This is a genomic window from Bacillus cereus group sp. BfR-BA-01316 (assembly GCF_022664195.1).
In the GTDB taxonomy this organism is placed as follows: Bacteria; Bacillota; Bacilli; order Bacillales; family Bacillaceae_G; genus Bacillus_A.
Genome location: NZ_JAKUGX010000014.1, coordinates 63,004 through 86,128, shown reverse-complemented (window position 1 = coordinate 86,128; position 23,125 = coordinate 63,004). Strand labels below are relative to the sequence as shown.

The following is a 23,125-nucleotide window of genomic DNA, read 5'->3' as shown; positions in this document are numbered from 1 at the left end:
TTCTTCCTCCTGCTCATATGTTAGAGTCTTATAGTTACTTCCCTATTATAAAAGGTATACGATTCAACGTATACCCTTTGGCACTTGGGAAACCGAACTCCTCTTGTAAGTACGGTAAAATCTCCTTCGTAGTTGCATTTGGCCATGCTTCCCAATGGTCAATATATGCATAACCATTTTACTTCGCAAATTGCTTTAATGCTTCAATTGCTTTCGGATAATTTTTCGCACCATACACTGGGTTTGATGGTTGGATCATAATCGTATTGCCTTTTGCACTACTAGAAAGTTCTCCAACAAATTTTTGTGCATTAGCGACAGAATTTCCATTACCCGTTTTATTATTGTCTGTAATGAACGGTGCTTCAAATAAAATAACATCTGGATTTTCTTTCGCAATATCTTGAGCACGTTTATTCGCAATTAGTTCCTCAGTACTTTCATTCTTATATTCCTTAACCGTCACATTCCATAAACCTTTTCCATAATTGGCATCTAAATTAGATACAAACTTAGACACCCAAGTATCCTTCGCAGGTGAAGAAGCTTCATCACCAACAATAACAATGTTTACTGTCTTCTTATAAGCTGCAGCTTTCTTTAATTTCTCTTTTACTGCATCTGGTAAATTTTTTGCATATGCTTCGTTAAAAGATGCCTTTGCATCTTGCTTTTCTTCTTCCCTTTTCGTCTTCGTATTCTCTACTTTAGTCTTTGTCTTTGTCATTTTCACTTCATTTGTTTGTACTGTTGCATTAACAACCTTCTTATTCCAGTGTATCTTACCACTTACAATAGCAGCTACAAACAATACGAACATAACAAGGACCGTTATTGCTTTCTTACTCATCGATTCACCTTGTCTAATAATCTTACATTATATAATACTAATATAAAGACATAAAAAACAAACCCAGCTCTTTCCAAAAGAGTCGGGTTTATTCGTATTATTACTTATTTTAACTCTAGATGCGTTCTTAATTTATTCGTTAAATCTTGTTTCGCTGCTTCTGGAACATAGTAATACCAAATACCATCAGATGCTTTATGACCATCACCTGGGATTTGAATATCCTCACTATTTTGTAAGCAATCTTTATAATTCTTTTGCATATCAAACATTTGATCTTGCGTTAAGTTTGTTTTCACATTCTTTTGAATCGCTGTTAACACATCACCATAACTTGTAAGTGATGTGAAACTTGCACCCTTTTTAATAACAGCTTGCATCACTTGACGTTGACGCATTTGACGACCGAAGTCACCACGTGGATCTTCTTTACGCATACGAGTGAATGCTAAAGCTTGATCACCTGTTAAATGAATATTTCCCTTTTGGAAGTGCTTTCCTTCAAGAGAGAATTCCAAGTCATTATTTACATCAACACCGCCCACAGCATCAACAATGTCCTTAAATCCTTCCATATTCACTTCTATATAATAGTTAATAGGAATATTTAATAATTTTTCTACTGTCGCAACAGACATATCTACTCCACCGAATGCATAAGCATGGTTAATTTTATCACTTTTTCCTTTTCCAACAATTTCTGTATATGTATCACGAGGGATACTTACTGTCTTCATAGAATTGTTCTTCGGATTTAACGTAATAACCATTAAAGAATCTGAACGACCTTTATCTTCACCACGTTCATCCGCGCCTAATAATAAGATTGAAACAGGCTCAGATTTATTAATTTTCTCTTCTTGTTTATTATTTTGATCACGTTTTAAAGGTTGATGAACTGTATCTAATGTTTTTGAAACTGAGGAATATATATTATAAGCGTAAACTCCTCCACCTATAATCAGTACTCCTATGATTCCTAATATCCAAAATAGAATTTTCTTTTTCATTATCTTACCCTTCTTTCTTAGATTTCCAAAGGAATAAAGTGCCAATTAAATTATACATGGAATTAGCTCTCTTCATCAAATGAAGCTATGTTTCATATCTAACATCTAACTTATATATTTCCTCATATAACCTCTTATCTATACACTAGATAAAACGGAGAATTCCTTTTATTAATACAAAGAAAGCCCAATTGCACAAATAACAATTGGGCTTTCCTTCTCAAACTAAGATTATCTCCCTAAATCTGGATTAGACACAAGCTTCGTATACACAATAAAACGATCTGGTGCGTCACCAATATACTCAAACGGATAGCACGTTGTTAGCGTCAGCGTCTCATAATCAGTTGGAACAATAATTGTTTCATCGTTTGCTCTCGTAATTTTAAAGTCTGTGATTTCATACACAAAATCACCATATGGTGTTGCGAATTTGATTTGATCACCTTTTTTCACATCTTCCAACTTACGAAAACTTGTATTACGGTGTCCACTTAACACAACATTTCCGCCTTGCCCTGGTAACATACTTCCAGAAAAATGTCCAACTCCTGATTTTAACTCTTTCGGATGCGTTCCTTCTACAACAGGAACCTCATATGAAAGAGATGGGAACTTCAGGTCACCCAGTTTCTCCCCTGGATCGGGAATCTTAGACCACATTTGTTTAAACTCTTTTTCCGCTTCCTCTGGCTCATACGATGTAATCACTGTATGAGCTAACAATGTTGTTTGCTTAGTAAGTTCCCAGCCAAAAAAAGCAACAATACCAAGACCTAACAAAATAATGGAAACGGGAATCCCAATGATTACCCATCTCCATTTTGATTTACGTTTATGTACTTTCTTTCTCTTCTTCATAAAATGAATTATGCTTGCTCTGTCTTACGAGCTAATCGCATCGCTGGAACTAATGCAGCTGCACCTAGAAGTACAATTAAGCCACCAATTAACATATACGTTTGTTCATTAGATGCTGTATTTGGCAGTTCAGCATTTGTCATTGGAACAAAGTGACCAGTTGCGTTTAGCTCACGCTTCGCTTCCATCGCAACTTTCAATGCATTTACCATGCTTTTGAAGTTAGCTGCTTGTACCATTTCTCTTGTTGGGTTAATTGTCGCAAGCAGTTTTCCATCTAAATCTTTTAATTGAATTAATAAGTTATTATCCTTACTAATTGTATAGTTTAAAAGATCTAACGACTTCCCACTTTCATCTACAAGTGAAACTTGTAAATGTGCAAGTTTCGCACTATCGAGGAATAAACGAAGCATTTCTACTTTTTGCTCATTCTTTAAACTCATAACATCCTTCGCACCTGAAAGAATTTCACTCACTCGAGCTGCATTTGCATTAATTTGAGCTTGCTCTTGATCAGTTAAGCCCGTCTTTTGTAAATATGCATATAAATAGTCCACGTGATCAAGATTTAAAGTTTTTAATGCACTTACTAGCTTTTGTGAAGCTTCTTTTCCATTCGTATCCGCATGTGCAGCTGGTGCAGCAAACGCTGTTAAGCTAAGACTAAGCGCAGCAACTAATGAACCTTTTTTCATAATGTCTTTGAAATTCATGGTTGTTTCTCCTTTTTATAACAATTTGGTAATTTAAATATATCACGAAGAATCCTATGAGGGATAACTTAAACATGATTTCTCATTATCGGAGTTAGTATAGTCATATGGACACAACTTAGTTAAGTCCTTACAATGGATTTCAAGGAGGAAGTGTCCGTATGACAAACAAGAAATTTAATGAAGACTTTAAAAAAATGGTTGTTGAATTATATCGTTCGGGACAGCCCGTAAAAGAATTAAGCATATACAAGTCAATAATTCCAAAGCATACTCATGAATTATAAAATAAAGTCTTCTTTCAGTAAAAAAGGGTGCCCTTATGACAATGCTCGTATCGAGTCGTTTCATGCCATTTTAAAGAAAGAAGAAGTATATCGTACACAATATGTCACGTTTGAAGAAGTAAATCTAGCACTATTTCAATACATCAAGGGATGTTATAACCGTAAGCGAATCCATAGTAGTATTGGTTATAAAACTCCCCAAGCAATAGAAGATCTAACTAAAGAAGTAGCTTAGATCTTCTATTGTTTGTGTCCAAAATATTGACTCAAATCCACCTTTTTAGTAAAAAACTATTTTGACCATGCTCATTTTAACTTAGCACTTCTTCCCTGTTAGTTATCTGTATACTAATTCCTTAAAACATCCGATTCCTTTTTTATTAATAAAGCTGCAGACTTTTTCTCCCTTGCCAAAATATATCCATAGGTTAACAAATAAAATAAAAAATAATTAGCATTATTTTTCACTCCAAATGAATTATATCCGGAGAGTGCAAAAATAAAAATTATCGCTAATATCTTATACTCTATTCTGCATAGGATAAGAATTAACAAAAGAATGTAGAATAATATAAAATACCCCACATCAAAAAATAAAATAATCCAAGGGTTTTCAGGAATTATAGGGGTATTGTATTGACCGATTATTCGAATATTCTCTGAAGCTCCACCTAAACCCATAATTTGGAATGAAAACAAATGTTTTATAAAATAGTCTATTAACATAAAGCGTGCATCCGTAGAATCACCTGCATTACCAACTCGACTCATCAAAGTAGATCCTAAAGATGTATTAAATGTCAATAAAAATGCAATCCCCATTACACATACAGTGATAAAATATTGCTTAATTTTCTTCGATCCATCCTTGAAACTCTGTCCATTATATAAAAGCACCATAAATGATATAACAAAGATACTTCTTGAACCGGTTAGCAAAATATCGATTACAAATAATAGAAGTAAAGTATACTTTAACTTATTATCCTTAACCCTCATTTGAACAATAATCATTGAAAAAAGGAAGAATACAGCATTATCTAATGGATGTCCAATTATGGTTTTAATTCTGTACCCTTCACGGTATGTTGACTCTAACCATGTCGCATTGCTTGTACTATAAAGTTCTTGAAAAATATTAATTTCTGTAAAATATTCAAAAATCCCTAGTAACCCAATTAATACTGAACAACAAATCATAACATTTACTGCCTTATTGACCTTTTTAATATTAACTTGCTTTTTACAATAAAAAAACAGGAAGAATGCGATAGGCCCAAGATAGTTATGAATTGCTAGTGGTAGTCCATCCATTCCTTTAACAACAAAAGTAACTCCAAAAAATGAAAAGAGTACTAATATACATAACAGAAAAATCTTATCAAAAATTATTTTTTTTGTTAATAAATTTTCTATAAAAAATAGAAAGAAAACAACTAACCAGGCAAGTACAAAAGGATGAATCTTTAATGGATTTAACTCATTATTATTATAAAAATCAAGAAGGAAAAAATCCCCTGTTAAGGCCAAAGCAATACTAAGTACTGGAATTATAAATAAAAAAGGGGTTTCCCGCCCTAAAAATTTTGTTAATAAATAAAAAATAAATCCAAGCAACAAATATATAAAGTATGCATAATAATTTGTTCCCAGTAAAAAAGAAAATGCAATAATGCAAATTAATGGGAGAACCAAATTAATAATAACTTGCTTTAATTTTATTTCCATATTTCCCCTCAACATCTGCTTAATATATTTAACTGAAAAATGTTTCCTTTATAGTATAGGTGTAAAGTGAATTGCACCACTGAACTACTACCCATACCGTATAAGCACCTGAAAATTCATTTATCAAAACACTAAATCAGTTATATATTTAATTATGTTTCAACCAACTACTTGATTGAACTAAACGATATACTTTATCTAGACATTAAGTAAACCATCCATAAAACAGTTAAAAATATTTTTTCCCATTTAAAGTGATGATACTGAATACTCAATGTGTTTTTGCAAACAAAATACAAAAACCTAATTCGAAATCTGCTGGACACAAAGTTCCTACAAGGACAATTCACTCATCTAGACGAATACATTCGATGATACTTAGGCGGCTAATCTAATTTAACATCAAATGTATTTTTCATTGCACTACTCTATAACAATACTTCTTTTCTATAATTTACTTGGTTTCATTAAGAATGTACCTATTTTTATAATTTAAATACATTTTTATTAATATTACCGAATATAATAATCGTGCCAGTGCCACACTAATTGCAGCCCAAATCACTCCAAAAGAAGGTACAGTAAGGAAAATCAAAAGTATAATTAGCCCCATTTGAATATACTTACCTAAAGTAATGAACATTGGTTTTCCTAAGGAATAAATAGCCTGTTCAATAGGAACAATAATAAATCCTAATATTGCCGAAATCAACATTATTTGAAGAATAGTAACAGCCCCTAAATACTTTTCCCCCAGAAAAAATGGGACAATTAGTGGTACTAAAGGTACCATACATAACATGAGGACAGAAACTATTACTGTAGGCTTTATAATTTTTTTAGTTTTGCTCACTACTTCTCGCCCATCTAGCTCTGACATTGTAGGTAGCATTACTTTTCCAAAAGCAAATGGAAGAAATGAAACAATGGCCGATAATTGGAAGGCAGCGTTATAAACTCCAATTTGCTCATAAGTAACCCAAATAGAAATCATAAAGAAATCAATTCTACCTAAAACATTATTAGGTATAGAAATCATTAACATCCACTTTTCATAATGAATAATCTCTTTTAGTAATTTTTTAGGGAAATGTGAAGAAAAGTAAATTTTAATAAATTTAAAATACTTAAATGCAAATGGTAAGGAGATTATAATTGGGATGAAGTATAGAATAAATACATACTTCAATAACAACATATTATTTAATAGTAAACTTAAAACTATAAGTATTAAAGTAAAATACCTAAATATGTTAATCAATGCTCTCAACTTGAATTTTTGAATGGCTTGTAAATAAGTATCATTAACAAATAAAAGTGATTCTCCTATATATCCCACGATTAAATATGGGATATATTGAATTATTTCATCTTTACCTTGGCTAGAAAAAATATGACTGCCAAATAAGATTAATCCTGTAATTACAGTTGCAGTAATAATTATTTTTGTGAAAAAATACAAACCAAATATACTTTGCATTTTCCCTTTATCTCTTGCTGAAAATCTTACTGCTGTATTCTCCATACCAAAATCAAAGAATGCACTACAAAAAGCTACAGTGACAAATACAAATGAATATTTACCATAATCTTCGGGACCAAGTTGCCTAGATAAAATTAAAATACTTATAAAACTCAATGCCTTTGTAATAATACTTTCTAAGAATACGATACTAAGATTTTTGAATAAAGAATGATTGACATACTTGTTTAAATTAACTTTTAAACTTTTCATATAAAAATACCTTTATCTTCATTTTTCATATTTAGTTTGTACATAATCCTCTATAAACTTCGTTATATCTCTGAATCATTTTTTCTAGAGAATATTCACGATTTAAATATTCTAAAGTTCCGTTATTACTCTCATACCGCTGGCGATAATCTTTATCAGTTACTAAATGATATAATTTTTGGGCTAGTTCTTGATGATTTTCCTTTTCAAAATATAAACCATACTCTTCATTTTCTTTTACAATCTCAAGAGGTCCCTCAAGTTTACTAACAACTACCGCACAACCAGCTGCTAAAGCTTCTACTACTACTAATCCAAAACCTTCATATCTAGATGGCAAAACAAAAATATCTACGTCTTTATATAACTTTTCTATATTCTCTACATTGCCTAGAAATTCAACATTTTCTTCTAAATGATATTCTACAATTAAATCATTTAATTCATTAATATGTTTTGGATCTGCCGCGCTTCCAGCAAAAAAGCAATTAAATTTAGCAAACCCATACCGATTCTTTAAAATATTAAGTGCTTTAATTAAAATATCTTGACCTTTTTTTTCTGGTACGATACGAGCGACACAGGCAATATTAAATGCATCTTTATTTCGAACGTTTAACTCTCGGCTACCACCAAACTTTTCAAGGTCTACCCCATTATAAATTAACTTTATTTTTTCTTTTGGAACGTATTTATTCACAACATTATAGACCGTTTTCGAAATAGTAATGTACATATCAACAGGATACTTATTTAATGCTTCATTATATATTTTAGTATCGTGTACAGTAAATACCAATTTTACTTTCATAATTTTCTTAAGCAAATATGCAAACTTTAAACTAAACGTATCATGACAATGAACAACATCAATTTTATTTTTCTTTATAAACTTACACGCTTTATAGATAGTACCTATATTTATAATGGGATTTCTCGTTCCTTCTTTTCTATTACATAATAAAAGGGAGTCTTTATTAAGAATTTCTATATACTCTTGACTCCACCTATCATTTATCACGCAAAGATAATGAGGAATTTCACTGTTTTTCACCATTAAGTCTACAATAATTCGTTCTAAGCCACCGCCAAGAAACAATTCGGAATTCAAATGCATTATTCTCATCCTAATTCTCCTATTCTACTTTAAGTTTAGCCTTTCTTGCTTTAGAATATCCGAATTACATGATATATTTATTCATTTGATTCACAAATACTAAAAATGTAACTACTTGATCTTTTTCAAGTGTACTCCCTTCCCTAAATAAATCTGCACAATCATTTTTTAAAGTCGTATCCTGGATTAAATTAATATTTTCATCATATCTTTCCTCATAAAACTCTTTTAGATATTTATTTGTTCTATACCAATAATCCATCGGATGCATATGATTTTTTGAATTTAATTTTAAACCCAGTTTATTTTTAACTAATTTAATACCTGCTGCTGGAATGCTCGTCCAAGGAACTGGAACTCCCTTCACAGTTATTACTTTTTTGTTTATTTTACCTTTTACTTTTTCATAAATAAAATCTGCAGCTTCCGGATAATATTCGTTTATCCATTTAATATAAATTCTGTGTCCTTTTCTATACTCTAGTGGCAAAGTTAAGCAAAATTCCATAAAATCAATATCTAAAAATGGAGAAATTGTCTCAGTATATTGGAACATAGGCTTTAATCCAGTATTTACTCCTGTAAATCCTCTATTATAAAATTTAAAAACCTCTTGGTCTTCTAAATGAAAAGCCTTATCTACATCGTACTCCACCTTATCAATCAGTTTAGTAGAATATGCTCCTGCGCCTGGTGCAAAACTTTTTCGTTCGCCCTTATCATAAAAAGTTCCAATTATTGCATCGCCAATTTGTCCAGTATGGATTATCCCATATTTATCTAGGTTGATATTACTAACCATACTTAACGTATGGGCAATAGTACAAGCTTGACTCCTCGCCCCCGATATTTTAACTGATTCATCAAAATATTTATAAATATATGTTCCATTGTCTAATGCTTTAAACATCCACTCTGTTTTTAATTTATCAGAAATTTGTTTGGGTATTTTTTCATCCAAGTAATCTGTTTGAGAGAAAGTATAGTTAAGCATATTAGTATATCCCATAGTATGAGCAACCCAGGCGGTCATTCTAGAATCTAATCCACCACTTAATGCTACCAAATGTTTATAACCATACTCTAAATCTTTTTCGAATGCTCTCTTAATTGCATTCTTAAAAAGAACGTCTAATTTTTCCAACGCCTCTGCTTCTGAAATCTCAATAGGCCTATTATTTAAAGTATAGTAACACTTTTTGTCAATTCCACTTGTAGAATACTCAATGTAATGCCCCGGTGTTAACCTATACACATCTTCAAACAAAGTTTCATTACACAACACATGAGAATGCGTCATTAAACTATAAGCAGCATTATGATTAATACGGAATTTTCCACCTGTTTTTTCACAAACTAACTTTATAAGCACTTCAAATTCAGTAGCAAAATAAAGTGTGTTCTCCTTCTCATGAATATGGTAAAAAATCTCTTTATCACCTACATGATTTGTATATAGGGTAAAGAGATTTTCGTCTTTGTTAAGCAAAGCCCCTCCAAAACTTCCTCTAAACTTTTGGAAGAACGTTTTAGGATCTATATTAGACATCTTATTTAGCAACGTCTCTATTCTGTCTTCATTAACATTATATTCTCTATACAAATCGCCCTTATTTAAAATAACACCATCTAAAATGGAGAAATGATTTTGATTTTCTTTAAACATTTTATCTTTTTCAAATTTCTTAATTGTATTTCTGAAAAATTTCCCATATAACAGTGGAGTAGTAATTTTTCTTTCCTCTTCAATTAAATGCTGATTTTCATCGATAATGTCATAAATATTAATATCCTTATCTAATATCTCTTTTTTATTTGAAATAAAGCCAAAAAATCCAGGCACTACGCTCAACTCACTTTAACTAAAATTTTTAGCTATAACTTTTATTAGGGTTTTTTTATAACTTTTTCATATAACGCAACAACATGATCTAACGAATTATAAACATTATATTTTGAACTTATTTTCTCAACATTATGTTCGCTCATTGAATTACTTATTGAATTATCATTCAATAGGTAGATGATTTTATTTTTTAACTCATCTATATCTCCAGGCTTAATAATGAATCCATTTTCCTTCTCAACTACAGAAGGAATAGATCCAACGTCAGTAGATATAACAGGTAACCCATAGCTCATTGCCTCTAAAACAGACATGGGCATACCTTCATTGTACGATGGTAATACATATATAACACTTTTGTGATAAATGTCTTCTATTTTCTTTTCATCTGATACCCAACCAGGAATAATAAACAAATCATCTAAATCTAATTCACTGATTTTTTGCTGAGCTTTTTCAATTTCACCATCACCAGCTAATACAAACTTATATTTACTATCTATTTTTCCTTTTAGTTTCGCACCAACTTCAATCAAATCATATGTACCTTTTCTCTGGGAAAGTACTCCCATTGTTGTGATGTATATTCCTTCTTCGGAATTATTGGACACCTGTTTCGGAAATACGGCATTGTCCAATGACACAACTTCCGTTTTACAGATTGACTCATAATATTCTTTCCACTGTTCTCCTAAAGCTAGTATAACAGTAACTTTATTTAACGTATCTATGATTTGTTCCTTACGTTTATCTGAGCTTTCATTATAAAAATCTTTAAATTGTGACCCATGCATATGTAATATGATAGGAATATTTTTTCGATTCAATAACTGTATAATCTTTCTCTTACGTACAAAACTACCTCTATAAGACATATGAATATGTGCTACATCATACTTACGACTTAATACATTCAGTTGGAAAAATAACTTTATATATTGACCTATAAAGTACATGATATTCACGAAATGATTGCTACCATAATACGTTGGGAAATATTCTAGATTTGTTTTTTTATTAAGGCCAGCTTGCATATAATTTTTCACCACTCTGGTAATCCCACCTGTTACTTTTAAGTGAGATCCGATCATGATAACATTCATTGATTCACCTTTTTTCTGATATTTTTTCTAAATCTCTTTTCCAATAAAATTATTAGGATACATCTTAATTTTTTAATGGAAAATTATACGTTTTCCATTAAAAAATTCTCTAATACACCTATAATGTTTTCGGTATTAGACTCATATTTTCTAAATTTCATATCCTTTACGGACTTTAATGCATTTTCTATTTCACTAACATCAAAAACTCCGTATATTAAATTGGAGTTTTTGAACTGCTCTATTATTTCAAATTGGTGATTGTCTACATGTTCACCATGTTCTACCATTCTAGGGATACCAATAACCTTTTTCTCTTTCTTTACTCCATTAATAATGGATCCTGTTCCTCCATGGGTAACAATTATTTCACTTTTATCTATTAAATTTAGAAATTCTTCCTTATTTAAAAATTTTTGATATGAATAAAAACGTGGTTCATATGTCGAATAACCAATTTGAGCAAATACGTCTTCAGAACTCACTTGTTTTTCTTCAATCAAACGATCAATTTCTTTTAATAGTCTATCAAATTGAAACTTTTGGGAACCTACTGTAATAAAAATCAATATATTCCACCTCCGTACTTTGCGTCAGGATAAAACTCCTTCATATCTTCCCATTGCACTAAAAATAAATCTGCATGCTTATACAATAATTTCCCAGTAATAGTCGGCGAAGTTATCTTAGAAAAGGATTCAATAAATATTAATTTCTTCCTAAACAATTTAGCTAATAGGCACATTGGCACTGTCGCTAATGCACCAGTTGAAATAACAACATCAGGTTTTTCCTTTAATAAAATTATTAAAGTTTGTACAAATAAAATTATTAATTTAAAAAAGAAAGTAAACTCTCTTCTGTTAATTTGAACTACATCATAATGCTTAATATCTCTTGAGTTAAATTGATAATTTGTTTTTTCTGTCAAAATAAAACTTTTATTTTTTTTCATCATGGGATATAACATCATTAATTGCTCTAAATGTCCCCCTGATGAAGCTGCAAAACATATTTTCAAAGCTCTCCCTCTTTCACTGGCTTTTCCTAGAAAATTAGTAAACTGGCGTATTTGCTATTCTTACTTCTATTTACTTTTTATATTAATGAAATCAAACACACACTTGTTTTTTATCAACTGCTCTCCTTCCTATAGAACGATACTTGATATCACTATTTTGAGCATCTTCTATTGCAAAACAGTTTCTACCATCGTATATATTTACTTCTTTCATTTCATTTTTAAATGTTTCTAGCGATATAGATTTTATTTCATCCCACTCTGTTAAAATAAATACAATATCAGTATCTTTAATGGCCTCAATGACTTCGTTCACATATTCTACTGCATCCGGTAATGCTCTCTTTGCATTATCCATTGCAATTGGATCATAAGCTTTTACATGAACCCCCATTTTGACTAGTTCTGGAACAATGACTAAAGATGCTGCCTCACGAATATCATCCGTATTTGGTTTGAAAGCTAATCCCAGTACACCCACTTTTTTTCCGTCCAATGTACCAAAATCTTCTACCGCCTGATCAAGTAACCTACGTTGCTGTTTATTATTAAACTCAATTACTGCGCTCAATAAACTGAAATCATATTCTACATTTTCTGCAATTTTCTTAAGAGCCTTCGTATCTTTAGGGAAGCAAGAACCACCGTATCCGATACCCGCCTTTAAAAATTGATTACCTACACGACTATCTAATCCCATTCCTACCGCTACTTGCTCAACATCTGCCCCTACTTTTTCGCATACGTTAGCAATCTCATTAATAAAACTAATCTTTGTAGCTAAAAATGCATTAGATGCATATTTAATCATTTCTGCACTACAAATATCAGTCTCATATATAGGAATACCAAATGGTTCATTAACCTTACGGATAGTCGCTGATGCCTTTTCACAATCTGATCCAATTACAATTCGATCGCCATTAAATATATCATACACTGCAGATCCTTCACGAAGAAATTCTGGATTTGATACCACTTCAGCTTTAACACCTTCTGATAACAGTTTATTTAATTTGCTTTTAATGTAATGGTTCGTCCCTACAGGTACGGTACTTTTCGTTACCACAATCACGTCCTGTTGAACATTTTGAGAAATTTGTTCTACAACTTGATTAATATAAGTTAAATTTGCAGTTCCATCTTCATTTTCTGGGGTACCTACTGCAATATAAATAATGTTCACTTCTTTAAATGCTTTGAAATGATTAGTAGTAAATCTTAGGCGCCCTGCTGCGATATTTTTCATCATCAAAGTATCTAATTCAGGTTCATAAATAGGTGATTGTCCACTTCTCATTTTTTCTACTTTTTGTTCATCCGTATCTATACAGACAACATTATGTCCCACTTCTGATAGACCGACGCCTGTAACTAACCCTACATAACCAGTTCCTACTACTGCTATATTCATATTAGTGTATCTCCCTTGCAATCATTCTTTTTTGAATACAAGTTAGAGCGTATGCCATAACTTTTTATTAAATATGTATCCTATTGGTAATTCTGATGTATATTCCATGCTATTAGAAAGCATCTTTAGATCCAAATAACACCAAAACTGTTTTAAACATCAATTTAACATCAAACCATAAACTACGATGTTGTATATATGTTAAATCCAGTTCAACCATCTCTTTAAACCCAACACTATTTCTCTCCGTCACTTGCCAAAGCCCTGTACATCCTGGCGTAACAAGTAATCTCTGTTTATCATAAGAGGTATATTCCTTCACTTCTCTTGTAAGAGGTGGCCGTGGCCCAACTAAACTCATCTCACCTTTTAAAACATTTAATAATTGAGGTAATTCATCAATGCTTGTTTTGCGAATAAATTTTCCGATTTTTGTTACACGAGGGTCATCTTTCATTTTAAACATGGCACCCGATACTTCATTATGTTGTAATAAATCTTTTAATTTCTCTTCTGCATCAGTTATCATAGAGCGAAATTTATACATCTCAAATTCTTTCTCATTTTTCCCAACTCGGTTTTGTTTAAAAAAGATTGGACCCTTTGGATCTTCTAACTTAATAAGTAGTGCAATGATAAGAAAAATAGGCGAAAGAAGAATAAGACCACATAACGCACCTACTATATCCATTAAGCGCTTCATAAATAAATATAACCACTTTTGATTTACCTCTTCAGCAGCAAGTAATCCATTTTTCTTGACCGTTTCACCTGATACTTTCATTAAGGCCACTGCTATTCCACCTCACCTTTTATACATATACATTTTCTTTTTGTACAAGCTCATTCATATATTTAATTAATTCGTCTTTTAGCTCATCGTGCTGAAGTGCCATTTCAATCGTCGTCTGAATAAATCCTAATTTCTCGCCAACGTCATAACGTTTACCTTCAAAATCATATGCAAATACACGTTGGATTTCATTTAATCTTTGGATCGCATCCGTTAACTGAATTTCTCCACCGGCCCTTGTTTCTTGATCCTCTAGGAACATAAAAATTTCTGGTGTTAATACATAACGTCCCATAATTGCGAGGTTTGATGGAGCTGTTCCTTGTGTCGGTTTTTCAACAAATCTGCTCACTTGATAACTACGCCCTTTTTGTTCTAGTGGATCGATAATACCATAGCGATGTGTTTCATTTTCTGGAACTGTTTGGACACCAATTACCGATGACTTTGTTGCTTCATATTGATTCATTAATTGACGTAAACACGGTGTTTCCGCTTGAACAATATCATCACCAAGCAATACGGCAAATGGTTCATTCCCAATAAACTTACGTGCACACCATACTGCGTGTCCGAGTCCCTTTGGTTCTTTTTGTCTTATGTAGTGAATGTTAATTTTGGAAGAAGCTTGTACTTTTTCAAGCATTTCATACTTCCCTTTTTCTAATAAGTTCTGTTCCAGTTCAAAGGAATGATCAAAGTGATCTTCGATTGCACGCTTTCCTTTACCAGTTACAATAATAATGTCTTCAATTCCAGATGCAATGGCTTCTTCCACAATGTATTGAATCGTTGGCTTATCAACGATAGGTAACATCTCTCTCGGCATTGCTTTCGTAGCTGGTAAAAACCTTGTCCCCAGTCCAGCAGCTGGAATAATTGCTTTCCTTACTTTTTTCAAATCAGTACCCCAAAGCATTTTTTCATATATATGTATGTAGCGATAACAAAAAACCCTATCTATAGAGTCATATTTATAACCTCATAGGTAGAGTTTCTATCATAAATAAATTATGGGCATCTAACCCTACCTCACATCATGCTTTTGACAACAAACGCGTCTAAGGTAGAAATTTACTCTACCCACAGCATAGCCGAGTGTCTCCATTGATATTGGTTAGGAGGCATCACCAAGTTGTTTTCTCTTTAAAAGAGACCGAATATTTTTTTTCGTCTTATTTTCTCGGGCTCTTCTCGATAAATCATTTTTCCACTTATTAGTTCATACGTATTTTCCTTGAAGTAGTACAATGTAGAACTCCCAAATGTTTTCTCTACTGTTTCATACGCAGCTTGCAAGTGAAAGGACCGCGTTGTTGTGTTATGAGCATCTGATGATATGACATGTGTTAAATGATGCTCAATAAGTTGCAATGAAAACTTATTGATTTTCTTTCCGAACTTCCCTGTGACGCTTCCTGCGGTAATTTGTGTTAGTGCCCCTTGATTGACGAGCTTATACAACACATCGGGGCGTTCAATAATTTCCATATTCCGTTCTGGATGAACTATAACCGGCGTGATCCCTTTCACACGTAATTCATATAACATTTTTTCTGCATAGCGCGGGACATGGTTTGCTGGAAATTCAATTAATATATATTTATCGGTACGATTCAGTGTAACAATACGTCCCAAATCATAGTCTTCTAATAACTCTCCGTACAACCTGATTTCTTGACCAGGTAAAATGGTTAAATTGATATCCTCTTCTTTTAATCTTTCATTTAACTGCTTTACCTGATGAAGAATGCTTTCTGCTAGATTCATATAAACCCCATTTTGGTGATGAGGAGTAGCAACGATTGTATGAATTCCTTCTTCGCATGCTGCCTTTGCCATTGCAATGCTGTCTTCGATTGATTGTGCTCCGTCATCGACATTAGGCAAGATATGACAATGTAAATCAATCATTCTATTTCATCCCCTCTTCACATATTCTTCACATACTGAATACAAGAAGAAAAGATGAATGTTCACCTTTCCTTCTTTTGCATTTAGTTAGAACCGTAATAGTAATATTCGGATCCATTTTGTTCTTTATCATTTAAGACAACGCCAAGTAATTTACCTTTTGCGCTATCTAATGATTGTTTTGCTTTAAGTGCCGCCTCTTTTTCTGTTGCACCACTTCGAATAACAAGTACAGAAGCATCACATTGATTTGCCATAATTTGTGCATCTGTAACTGGTAAGATTGGTGATGAATCAAAAATGACAAGGTCATACGTGCCATAAGCTTCTGAAAGTAAATCTTTCATCGAGCTTGCACCCAGTAATTCCGCTGGATTTGGTGGGATTGGACCACATGGTAAAAATGTTAAATTACCGATTTTCGTTTGTGTCACACATGTTTCTAGTGTTTTACTACGTGTTAATACACTTGTTAAGCCAAATATATTCTCCACTTGCATCATTTGATGTAATGCTGGTTTACGTAAGTCTGCATCGATAAGTAATACTTTCTTACCTTGTTGTGCGAAAACAACTGCAATATTAGCAGCCGTTGTTGTCTTTCCTTCACTTTGATTCGCAGATGTTACGATAAGAGAACGAATCTTCTTATCAATAGATGCAAATTCAATATTTGTTCGTATATTTCGGTATTGCTCTGACACAGATGATTTTGGTTGTTCATATGCAATCAGCTGACGGCGAGCACGTAATATTTTTTTCTTAATAACCAATTGTATGACCCCCTACTCTCTTCGTTGCTGATAAACTACCGCTCTTTGTACCATCTTCCTCCATATGAGAAACGACGCCAAGAACCGGTACACCAAGTAGTTTTTCAATATCTTCTTCTTTTTTCATCGTGTTATCTAAGTACTCTAGTAAGAATGCAATTCCAACAGAAGCCATTAATCCAACAACAAATGCAATTGCTATATTTAACTTTTTATTTGGTTTGATTGGTGACTGACCTTCTGCTACTTCTGCTTTTGATAAGATCGTTACGTTATCAATACTCATAATTTTTGCAATTTCGCTTTTGAATATTTCCGCTGTTGTATTTGCGATATCACGAGCTAGTTTTACATCTTTATCTTGAACTGTAACAGCTATTACTTGTGAATCTTTCTCATTTTCTACATTAATTTTTCCATTTAACTCTTGAGTAGACATGCCTAACTTTAATTCACTCTTCACCTTATCTAAAATTACAGGGCTTTTTACAATGATCTTATATGTATTAGTTAATTGCACATTGGTTTGCACTTCGTTATACTGAATGATTTTCTCATCTTGTTTCTTTTGGTTAACAAGAATTTGCGTCGAAGTCTGATAAATCGGCGTTATAAAGTAGAAACTTACGATCGCGCTTACAAGTGCTGCACCAATCGTAATTACAAGGATCATAACTAATCGTTTTCTTAAAATAGCAAATAACTCTTTCAAACTTATTGTTTCTTCCATGCCTTCCTCCAGCTTTCAATAATTTGTTATAAAAACTTCTGAAAATAAATAATTTGTCAGGTTTTAGGCTGACAAAAAAAATCTGGTATCTAGCCCTAAAGTTGTTTAGCGATAAATAACCATTTAACATATTACAGAACTTACATTAGTATAGCAAGAATGGTTGAGAAAATTGTTGGAGAAATTGACAAATATTATACTGCCGAATATGACGAATTTCGACACAGTTTTTAATGTATAGGTTTTCATTTGTTATATACTGTCGATATATGGGTATTATTAATATTACTAGTGAATATACCATTGATTGATCTGTGTATTTATACTATCCTGTTCATAAAAATCTTACCTTTGTTAATTTTTATTTTGTTTTTTCTTAATCTTTCAATATCTTTTTCAGACTTTAGTTGATAAACTTTTTTCGAAGGTCCCCTATATTTTTTAATCAAACGTTTGTTTAAAAGTAAGAGAACTTACCTATCGACAAATCCTCTTACCTTTCGTCCATTTCTTCATAATTCGCTTCAATAACAATAAAAAAGATGAATGACCATACTCTCTTCATTCATCTCCCAACGTAAAGTTATGTTAACAAATCTTTATTCTTTCTTATCACCAATTGCAAATGTGATTTCAGCTTCACAAGCGATTTCACCATTTACAGTTGCTACTGCTTTTCCTTTTCCAATCGGTCCACGGACACGTGTCATTTCGACTTCTAGACGAAGTTGATCACCTGGGCGAACTTGACGTTTGAAGCGGCAGTTATCAATACCAGCAAAGAATGCAAGGCGACCGCGATTTTCTTCCTTCTTCAGTACCGCAACAGCACCCACCTGCGCTAATGCTTCTACAATTAGAACACCTGGCATCACAGGATAATCTGGAAAGTGTCCATTAAAGTATTCCTCATTTGCCGTTACATTTTTAATCCCAACCGCACGCTTTCCTTCTTCTACTTCTAAAATTTGATCGACTAGTAGAAATGGATAACGATGTGGAATAATTTCTTTAATCTGTTGAATATCTAGCATATCATTCTCTCCTTATATACCAAATTGGTCATACCACCAACACACTGTCCTTATTATCCCATTCTCCATTGTTTTTGTCACGAAAAACAAGAAATGCTTTCTACCCAAAATATCTATTAGGACTATTCATACAAAAAAGATACACCCTTTTCCCTTCGCTAATCGGTATAACAAAATAATAGCAATTAACACGGAGGTTGGAAAAAGGTGTATATCAAAGTTAGGGAGAGAAAATATACATTATTTTCCTCGTATGTCGTATTCATAGCTCATTATAAAGGACAAAAACAAGAAAGAAAAATTCAATATTTACTCCTTTTTACCATCATACCCTTAATTTTCTACAAATTTCTACAAATTTCTTCATTTTTCTTATATTATCTTAAATAGCATATCTAGAAATTAAGATTCGTAATCCAGAACACTATGCTTTATAAAAAAATAAATCTTCGTGGATTAGCCTTTAATAAAAACCCTATAAAATATCATCACAAAAGATACATTTTCATTTTACATAAATGTCCAATATTACATATAAATTCTTTTAAATCTATTTAACGATACATGAAAATAGAGTATAACTAATAAGAAATTGTTACTTTTCCTTGTTTATCTGTTAAATAAGGCATTCCGGAGTATTTGAAAGAAAAATTCAAATGAAATTAAAAGAAATACTTATATAATATTCTTCACTATCTCTCTTTCATTTCCTCAAATCGTTTCCCTTCTTAATTACTTATATAAAATTAGTAGCAATTCAAAATACCAACAATTCATTAGGCACTACCTCTCATTAATCACTGACCATAAAAATGTCTACAAGGTGCTTCAAAATATATTATCACAACTACACTAATAAACCTTTATATACAAAAAGCAGCGAGACCTCTAGTCCTAAAGACGAGGGGTCTCGCTGCTTTTTGTATATGGTATAAATAAAATCAGGTTCCATGTTAAATTATAACACGGATATTTATACATGTATATAGATGGTATATTAATAAGTCACAAAAAGTATTTCTAGTTTTTTTTACTGGTCACACAATTAAATTAAGCTCATATTTCCATAAAAAGACCAGTACACAAATACCAATTATCCCCCAAACCATAAATAATCAAATTGTGTTACCGGCCCGAAAGAAATAAAGGCAGTGTATTCCTTAAATTTATAAAAAATAATTGTGACTAGTCATATTTAAATGTTTACCTTAGCCTGTTGTCCAAGTAGACTACTAAATAAACCACTTTCATCTTTTGCCAGTTGTGCGAAACTACCGTGTTGAATAATTTGTCCTTGATCCATTACAATTACTTGGTCAGCTTTACGTATAGTAGATAGTCTATGTGCAATGACAATAATTGTCATGCTTCCTTTCAATCTTTCCAATGCTTCTTGTATTTTCGCTTCATTTTCAGCATCTAACGCACTTGTTGCCTCATCTAATACTAAAATAGAAGGCTTTCGAAGTATCGCTCTAGCCAGAACAAGACGTTGTCGTTCTCCCCCTGAAAGTTTGACTCCCCTATCGCCAATCAGTGTATCCAATCCTTGCGAGAGCTTGCTAACAAACTCAGCGGAAGCAGAAAATTCCAAAGCTTCCCAAAGCTGCTCCTCACTTGCATTTGGTTCAACCATTCTCAAATTGTCTCTTATACTGGCATTGAATAGAAATGGATCTTGAGGAACATAGCTAATAGATTTCCTCAATGATAATAGGTCCTTACTTGTCAACGGTTTGTTATCTATTAATAACTGACCGCTCTCCGGCTGCATAAGTCCCATTATGATATCAATTAATGTACTCTTTCCAGCACCGGAACGCCCTGAGATAGCCGTCATACAATTTGCAGGAATACGCAAATTAATATCTTTAAGTGAGTACACAGCATTTTCTTTATTGTAGCGGAAAGAGATATTTTGACACTCAATAGATTGTTCTATCTGCATAGGATTTATACAATCATAATCCTGCTCTATATCTTGCAATTCTATACTTTTCTTACACTCTTCCTGTAATTGCAGCAAATCTTTAAAAGCGGGAAGATTCGCTGCAATTTGTTCCATGTTTGATTGTATACCTGCAAATCGTGGCCACAAACGAGAAAATATAAGAATAATTAATAATAATTGCTCCGTTTTCGTCTGAAACAGCTTAACAGATAAAAAGATAAGAATAGCAATGAAAACAGCTGATGCAATTTTATAAAAGAGTTGAGAATTATTTCTCACCTTAATATATGCAAACTGTTCACGTTCCACATCTTCTACCCAATTACGTAACCACATATAACGAGATCGTTCGAGTGTATTGCTCTTAATATCCTTAATTCCATTAAAATGATCAGTTATACCTGCAAGATACGCTTTTGAATTCTCTGAGGTTCGACCACCTAATCTTTTTGATTTTTTAATAAATCTTCGTGAAAGAAAGGCAAGTACCACAGCGCAACATAGTAAAAAAATTGTTATATCTGCCGCTAACCAAAAAGCGAAACCAATCTGTATAAATGTAAACATTAAAGAAGTGAGCAACTGTAAAAATAAATTAGTGCCTGCGCTAACACGCCCTAATTCCGTTGTCAAAGAATTGATAAGATCTGATTTTCTCTTTTTCACAAAAAAACTCCAGTTGGCCTGCAACAATCCACGATAAGTTTCCAATCTCAAATGATTAATAAAACGTATCTGGATTTTTGCATTACGAACTGTTATATTCCTTTGTAAAAGCGCTTGTCCCACGACCAATATAATATATATTCCTAATACAAGTGGTAATCCTAAAGTAGTTGGAAACTCACCTAGGAATCCAAGAACCCCTGAAAGAGGACTTGTCTGTTCATTCATCTTCGCAATACCGCTAATACTTATCATAGGAATTAATAATAAAATGCCGATTCCTTCTACAAGACTGACCAATACCATTCCCATGAGATTAACAATGAGAATGTTTCCAGTAAAAGAGTATAACCGCTTTGTAAAATATAAAATATTTCTCATTTTCACTTCTCCTTACGGTACCTCATTTCCCTCCAAATCCATAAAACCGGCCGCAAAGGGAAATATAAAACATGCAGCTGTTTTGGCAGTGGTAAAGTTTCCACATCCTGAGGATAAGGATACAACCAACTAAGATGAAACAGTAGCTTTTGAGAGCTTGTCTTTAACAAATATAAATATCGCTCATGATATTTTGAAACTTCTTCTGGGACAGGATCTGTATGCAAGTTAATCATACTTTCCAAGTAATATATAGCAAGCTTCGCTAATTGCGTTACCCTTCTCCCTGACATTAATACTTTTGTCTCTTCTTCTATTATAAGAGTATCTAAAAGCTTAGAAGATAAAATAAGGGCCTGACCTACCAGTTGTTTGCATCCGTATTTTTCCAACATAACAATGAGTTCTTTCCAATCTATTTCTTGCCTTACCATACGGTCAATGTCTGTTAACCATCGAAGCCTGGACCAACCATGCCTAGTCCCATGAGTCACAAGAAACATAAACAAATCCTCTCTACCTAAAAAATAGACAGGATAATTTGTGACAGGACTCGTCCTCTTTCGCTCCCATAACTCATCAAAGCGTGGTTCCTTTCCCGGCCCTGGGTGTAGTCGCCAATGAATCTCCAATTTCACCTTACTTATCGGATGCATGTAAGTTGTATGGTGGCGTCTCCACTTCCATTCATTCATAACCGTCGGAAAATCATCCTCTTTGACATAACCATTCTTTACAAGTAATTCGTTCACTTTTCCAAGATCATCTATAGGAACAAGGGCATCCAGATCCCCTGATGTTCGAAGGGAAATATCTCCATATAGATCCGTACCAAGAATAGGGCCCTTCAAAAATAGAAGTCGAAGTTGGTTTTCAGCAAATAATTTACTTACCTTTCCCATTTCTCCACTTAAATGAAGCATATGGAATGTATTCCTTTTAAAATATGTACTTAATACTTGCATAACATTTGATGGAACTAACTGTTTATCAATAGATTTCATTTTTGGATAAATGAACGCATACATACGATGATGCAGCGCCAGTTTCAAAAATTTGTTCCAATCAATATTTATGAACCAGTCTTCCGGGATTTCTTGTATCTCTTTATCTTCCTTCTTTATAATTTCAAGTAACAATTTTAGTTCTTTAGGTAAATGACTCAAATCAAGATTACAACCGGTATACATCTCAT

General features: G+C 32.6%; 20 protein-coding genes and 2 pseudogenes. 2 read left to right on the top strand and 20 right to left on the bottom strand.

The window, feature by feature from the left end; genetic code table 11:
• Nucleotides 1-34: 34 nt before the first annotated feature.
• The 4 genes and pseudogenes from MR071_RS13150 to MR071_RS13135 form a co-directional block, all read right to left on the bottom strand.
• A pseudogene (locus MR071_RS13150) lies at nt 35-850 on the bottom strand (SGNH/GDSL hydrolase family protein).
• Between the two features lie 104 nt (nt 851-954).
• Complete coding sequence (gene tagU / locus MR071_RS13145) at nt 955-1,860, bottom strand: polyisoprenyl-teichoic acid--peptidoglycan teichoic acid transferase TagU (protein ID WP_105586025.1); 906 nt, start codon at nt 1,858-1,860, stop codon at nt 955-957.
• 231 nt (nt 1,861-2,091) lie between these two features.
• On the bottom strand, nt 2,092-2,721 hold the full coding sequence (locus MR071_RS13140; RefSeq protein ID WP_078213853.1) for a class D sortase: 630 nt from the start codon (nt 2,719-2,721) through the stop codon (nt 2,092-2,094).
• 8 nt (nt 2,722-2,729) lie between these two features.
• On the bottom strand, nt 2,730-3,437 hold the full coding sequence (locus MR071_RS13135; protein ID WP_078213854.1) for an LPXTG cell wall anchor domain-containing protein: 708 nt from the start codon (nt 3,435-3,437) through the stop codon (nt 2,730-2,732).
• Between the two features lie 161 nt (nt 3,438-3,598).
• On the opposite strand from MR071_RS13135, the gene MR071_RS25480 reads away from it, so the two are divergent.
• Nucleotides 3,599-3,724: a hypothetical protein gene (locus MR071_RS25480; protein WP_255291059.1), complete on the top strand. Its 126-nt coding sequence runs from the start codon at nt 3,599-3,601 to the stop codon at nt 3,722-3,724.
• Nucleotides 3,699-3,959, top strand: a pseudogene (locus MR071_RS13130) (integrase core domain-containing protein); the annotation flags it as partial. The gene MR071_RS25480 and the pseudogene MR071_RS13130, both read left to right, overlap by 26 nt.
• A gap of 113 nt (nt 3,960-4,072) precedes the next feature.
• Here the strand turns inward: MR071_RS13130 and MR071_RS13125 are convergent.
• The 16 genes from MR071_RS13125 to MR071_RS13050 all read right to left on the bottom strand — a co-directional run bounded on the left by MR071_RS13125 (nt 4,073) and on the right by MR071_RS13050 (nt 23,120).
• On the bottom strand, nt 4,073-5,452 hold the full coding sequence (locus MR071_RS13125; protein WP_242236342.1) for a hypothetical protein: 1,380 nt from the start codon (nt 5,450-5,452) through the stop codon (nt 4,073-4,075).
• Nucleotides 5,453-5,906: 454 nt separating this feature from the next.
• Nucleotides 5,907-7,187, bottom strand: a complete 1,281-nt coding sequence (locus MR071_RS13120; RefSeq protein WP_078213856.1) for a flippase — start codon at nt 7,185-7,187, stop codon at nt 5,907-5,909.
• 31 nt (nt 7,188-7,218) lie between these two features.
• Nucleotides 7,219-8,313 carry a glycosyltransferase family 4 protein gene (locus MR071_RS13115; protein ID WP_242236339.1) on the bottom strand — a complete coding sequence of 365 codons (1,095 nt, stop codon included), beginning with the start codon at nt 8,311-8,313 and terminating at the stop codon, nt 7,219-7,221.
• Between the two features lie 55 nt (nt 8,314-8,368).
• Nucleotides 8,369-10,147 (bottom strand): asparagine synthetase B family protein, encoded by a 1,779-nt coding sequence (locus tag MR071_RS13110; protein ID WP_231348241.1) that lies wholly within the window; start codon nt 10,145-10,147, stop codon nt 8,369-8,371.
• 44 nt (nt 10,148-10,191) lie between these two features.
• Nucleotides 10,192-11,253: a glycosyltransferase family 4 protein gene (locus MR071_RS13105; RefSeq protein WP_078213858.1), complete on the bottom strand. Its 1,062-nt coding sequence runs from the start codon at nt 11,251-11,253 to the stop codon at nt 10,192-10,194.
• Nucleotides 11,254-11,336: 83 nt separating this feature from the next.
• Nucleotides 11,337-11,822, bottom strand: coding sequence for a PssE/Cps14G family polysaccharide biosynthesis glycosyltransferase (pssE, locus tag MR071_RS13100; protein ID WP_105586029.1), 486 nt, complete (start codon nt 11,820-11,822; stop codon nt 11,337-11,339).
• Nucleotides 11,819-12,274, bottom strand: coding sequence for a PssD/Cps14F family polysaccharide biosynthesis glycosyltransferase (pssD, locus tag MR071_RS13095; RefSeq protein ID WP_078213860.1), 456 nt, complete (start codon nt 12,272-12,274; stop codon nt 11,819-11,821). Before pssD ends, pssE begins: the two co-directional genes overlap by 4 nt.
• A gap of 91 nt (nt 12,275-12,365) precedes the next feature.
• Nucleotides 12,366-13,688 carry a UDP-glucose dehydrogenase family protein gene (locus tag MR071_RS13090; protein WP_078213861.1) on the bottom strand — a complete coding sequence of 441 codons (1,323 nt, stop codon included), beginning with the start codon at nt 13,686-13,688 and terminating at the stop codon, nt 12,366-12,368.
• 112 nt (nt 13,689-13,800) lie between these two features.
• The gene (locus tag MR071_RS13085) at nt 13,801-14,481 is read right to left on the bottom strand and encodes a sugar transferase (RefSeq protein ID WP_078213862.1); all 681 of its coding nucleotides are present in this window, start codon (nt 14,479-14,481) and stop codon (nt 13,801-13,803) included.
• 19 nt (nt 14,482-14,500) lie between these two features.
• Nucleotides 14,501-15,382 (bottom strand): UTP--glucose-1-phosphate uridylyltransferase GalU, encoded by an 882-nt coding sequence (gene galU, locus MR071_RS13080; protein WP_242236337.1) that lies wholly within the window; start codon nt 15,380-15,382, stop codon nt 14,501-14,503.
• A gap of 245 nt (nt 15,383-15,627) precedes the next feature.
• Nucleotides 15,628-16,395: a tyrosine-protein phosphatase gene (locus MR071_RS13075; protein ID WP_199672786.1), complete on the bottom strand. Its 768-nt coding sequence runs from the start codon at nt 16,393-16,395 to the stop codon at nt 15,628-15,630.
• Between the two features lie 83 nt (nt 16,396-16,478).
• Nucleotides 16,479-17,168 carry a CpsD/CapB family tyrosine-protein kinase gene (locus tag MR071_RS13070; protein ID WP_105586031.1) on the bottom strand — a complete coding sequence of 230 codons (690 nt, stop codon included), beginning with the start codon at nt 17,166-17,168 and terminating at the stop codon, nt 16,479-16,481.
• The gene (locus MR071_RS13065) at nt 17,158-17,898 is read right to left on the bottom strand and encodes a YveK family protein (RefSeq protein WP_105586032.1); all 741 of its coding nucleotides are present in this window, start codon (nt 17,896-17,898) and stop codon (nt 17,158-17,160) included. Before MR071_RS13065 ends, MR071_RS13070 begins: the two co-directional genes overlap by 11 nt.
• Before the next feature lie 599 nt (nt 17,899-18,497).
• Nucleotides 18,498-18,932 (bottom strand): 3-hydroxyacyl-ACP dehydratase FabZ, encoded by a 435-nt coding sequence (gene fabZ, locus MR071_RS13060; RefSeq protein WP_002184592.1) that lies wholly within the window; start codon nt 18,930-18,932, stop codon nt 18,498-18,500.
• 1,195 nt (nt 18,933-20,127) lie between these two features.
• Entirely contained in the window at nt 20,128-21,930 is a 1,803-nt protein-coding gene (locus MR071_RS13055; protein ID WP_078213866.1) for an ABC transporter ATP-binding protein, read from the bottom strand.
• A 2-nt stretch (nt 21,931-21,932) separates the two neighbouring features.
• Nucleotides 21,933-23,120, bottom strand: coding sequence for a nucleotidyltransferase domain-containing protein (locus tag MR071_RS13050; RefSeq protein WP_242236334.1), 1,188 nt, complete (start codon nt 23,118-23,120; stop codon nt 21,933-21,935).
• Nucleotides 23,121-23,125: the final 5 nt, after the last annotated feature.

Bases quoted from the DNA above. Each gene is read 5' to 3' on its own strand.
- MR071_RS13065 (WP_105586032.1), bottom strand. From the start codon at position 17,898: ATGGAAGAAACAATAAGTTTGAAAGAGTTATTTGCTATTTTAAGAAAA.
- MR071_RS13075 (WP_199672786.1), bottom strand. From the start codon at position 16,395: ATGATTGATTTACATTGTCATATCTTGCCTAATGTCGATGACGGAGCA.
- MR071_RS13090 (WP_078213861.1), bottom strand. From the start codon at position 13,688: ATGAATATAGCAGTAGTAGGAACTGGTTATGTAGGGTTAGTTACAGGC.
- MR071_RS13115 (WP_242236339.1), bottom strand. From the start codon at position 8,313: ATGAGAATAATGCATTTGAATTCCGAATTGTTTCTTGGCGGTGGCTTA.
- MR071_RS13135 (WP_078213854.1), bottom strand. From the start codon at position 3,437: ATGAATTTCAAAGACATTATGAAAAAAGGTTCATTAGTTGCTGCGCTT.
- MR071_RS13120 (WP_078213856.1), bottom strand. From the start codon at position 7,187: ATGAAAAGTTTAAAAGTTAATTTAAACAAGTATGTCAATCATTCTTTA.
- MR071_RS13140 (WP_078213853.1), bottom strand. From the start codon at position 2,721: ATGAAGAAGAGAAAGAAAGTACATAAACGTAAATCAAAATGGAGATGG.
- fabZ (WP_002184592.1), bottom strand. From the start codon at position 18,932: ATGCTAGATATTCAACAGATTAAAGAAATTATTCCACATCGTTATCCA.
- MR071_RS13055 (WP_078213866.1), bottom strand. From the start codon at position 21,930: ATGAGAAATATTTTATATTTTACAAAGCGGTTATACTCTTTTACTGGA.
- tagU (WP_105586025.1), bottom strand. From the start codon at position 1,860: ATGAAAAAGAAAATTCTATTTTGGATATTAGGAATCATAGGAGTACTG.
- MR071_RS13105 (WP_078213858.1), bottom strand. From the start codon at position 11,253: ATGAATGTTATCATGATCGGATCTCACTTAAAAGTAACAGGTGGGATT.
- MR071_RS13050 (WP_242236334.1), bottom strand. From the start codon at position 23,120: ATGTATACCGGTTGTAATCTTGATTTGAGTCATTTACCTAAAGAACTA.
- MR071_RS13125 (WP_242236342.1), bottom strand. From the start codon at position 5,452: ATGGAAATAAAATTAAAGCAAGTTATTATTAATTTGGTTCTCCCATTA.
- MR071_RS25480 (WP_255291059.1), top strand. From the start codon at position 3,599: ATGACAAACAAGAAATTTAATGAAGACTTTAAAAAAATGGTTGTTGAA.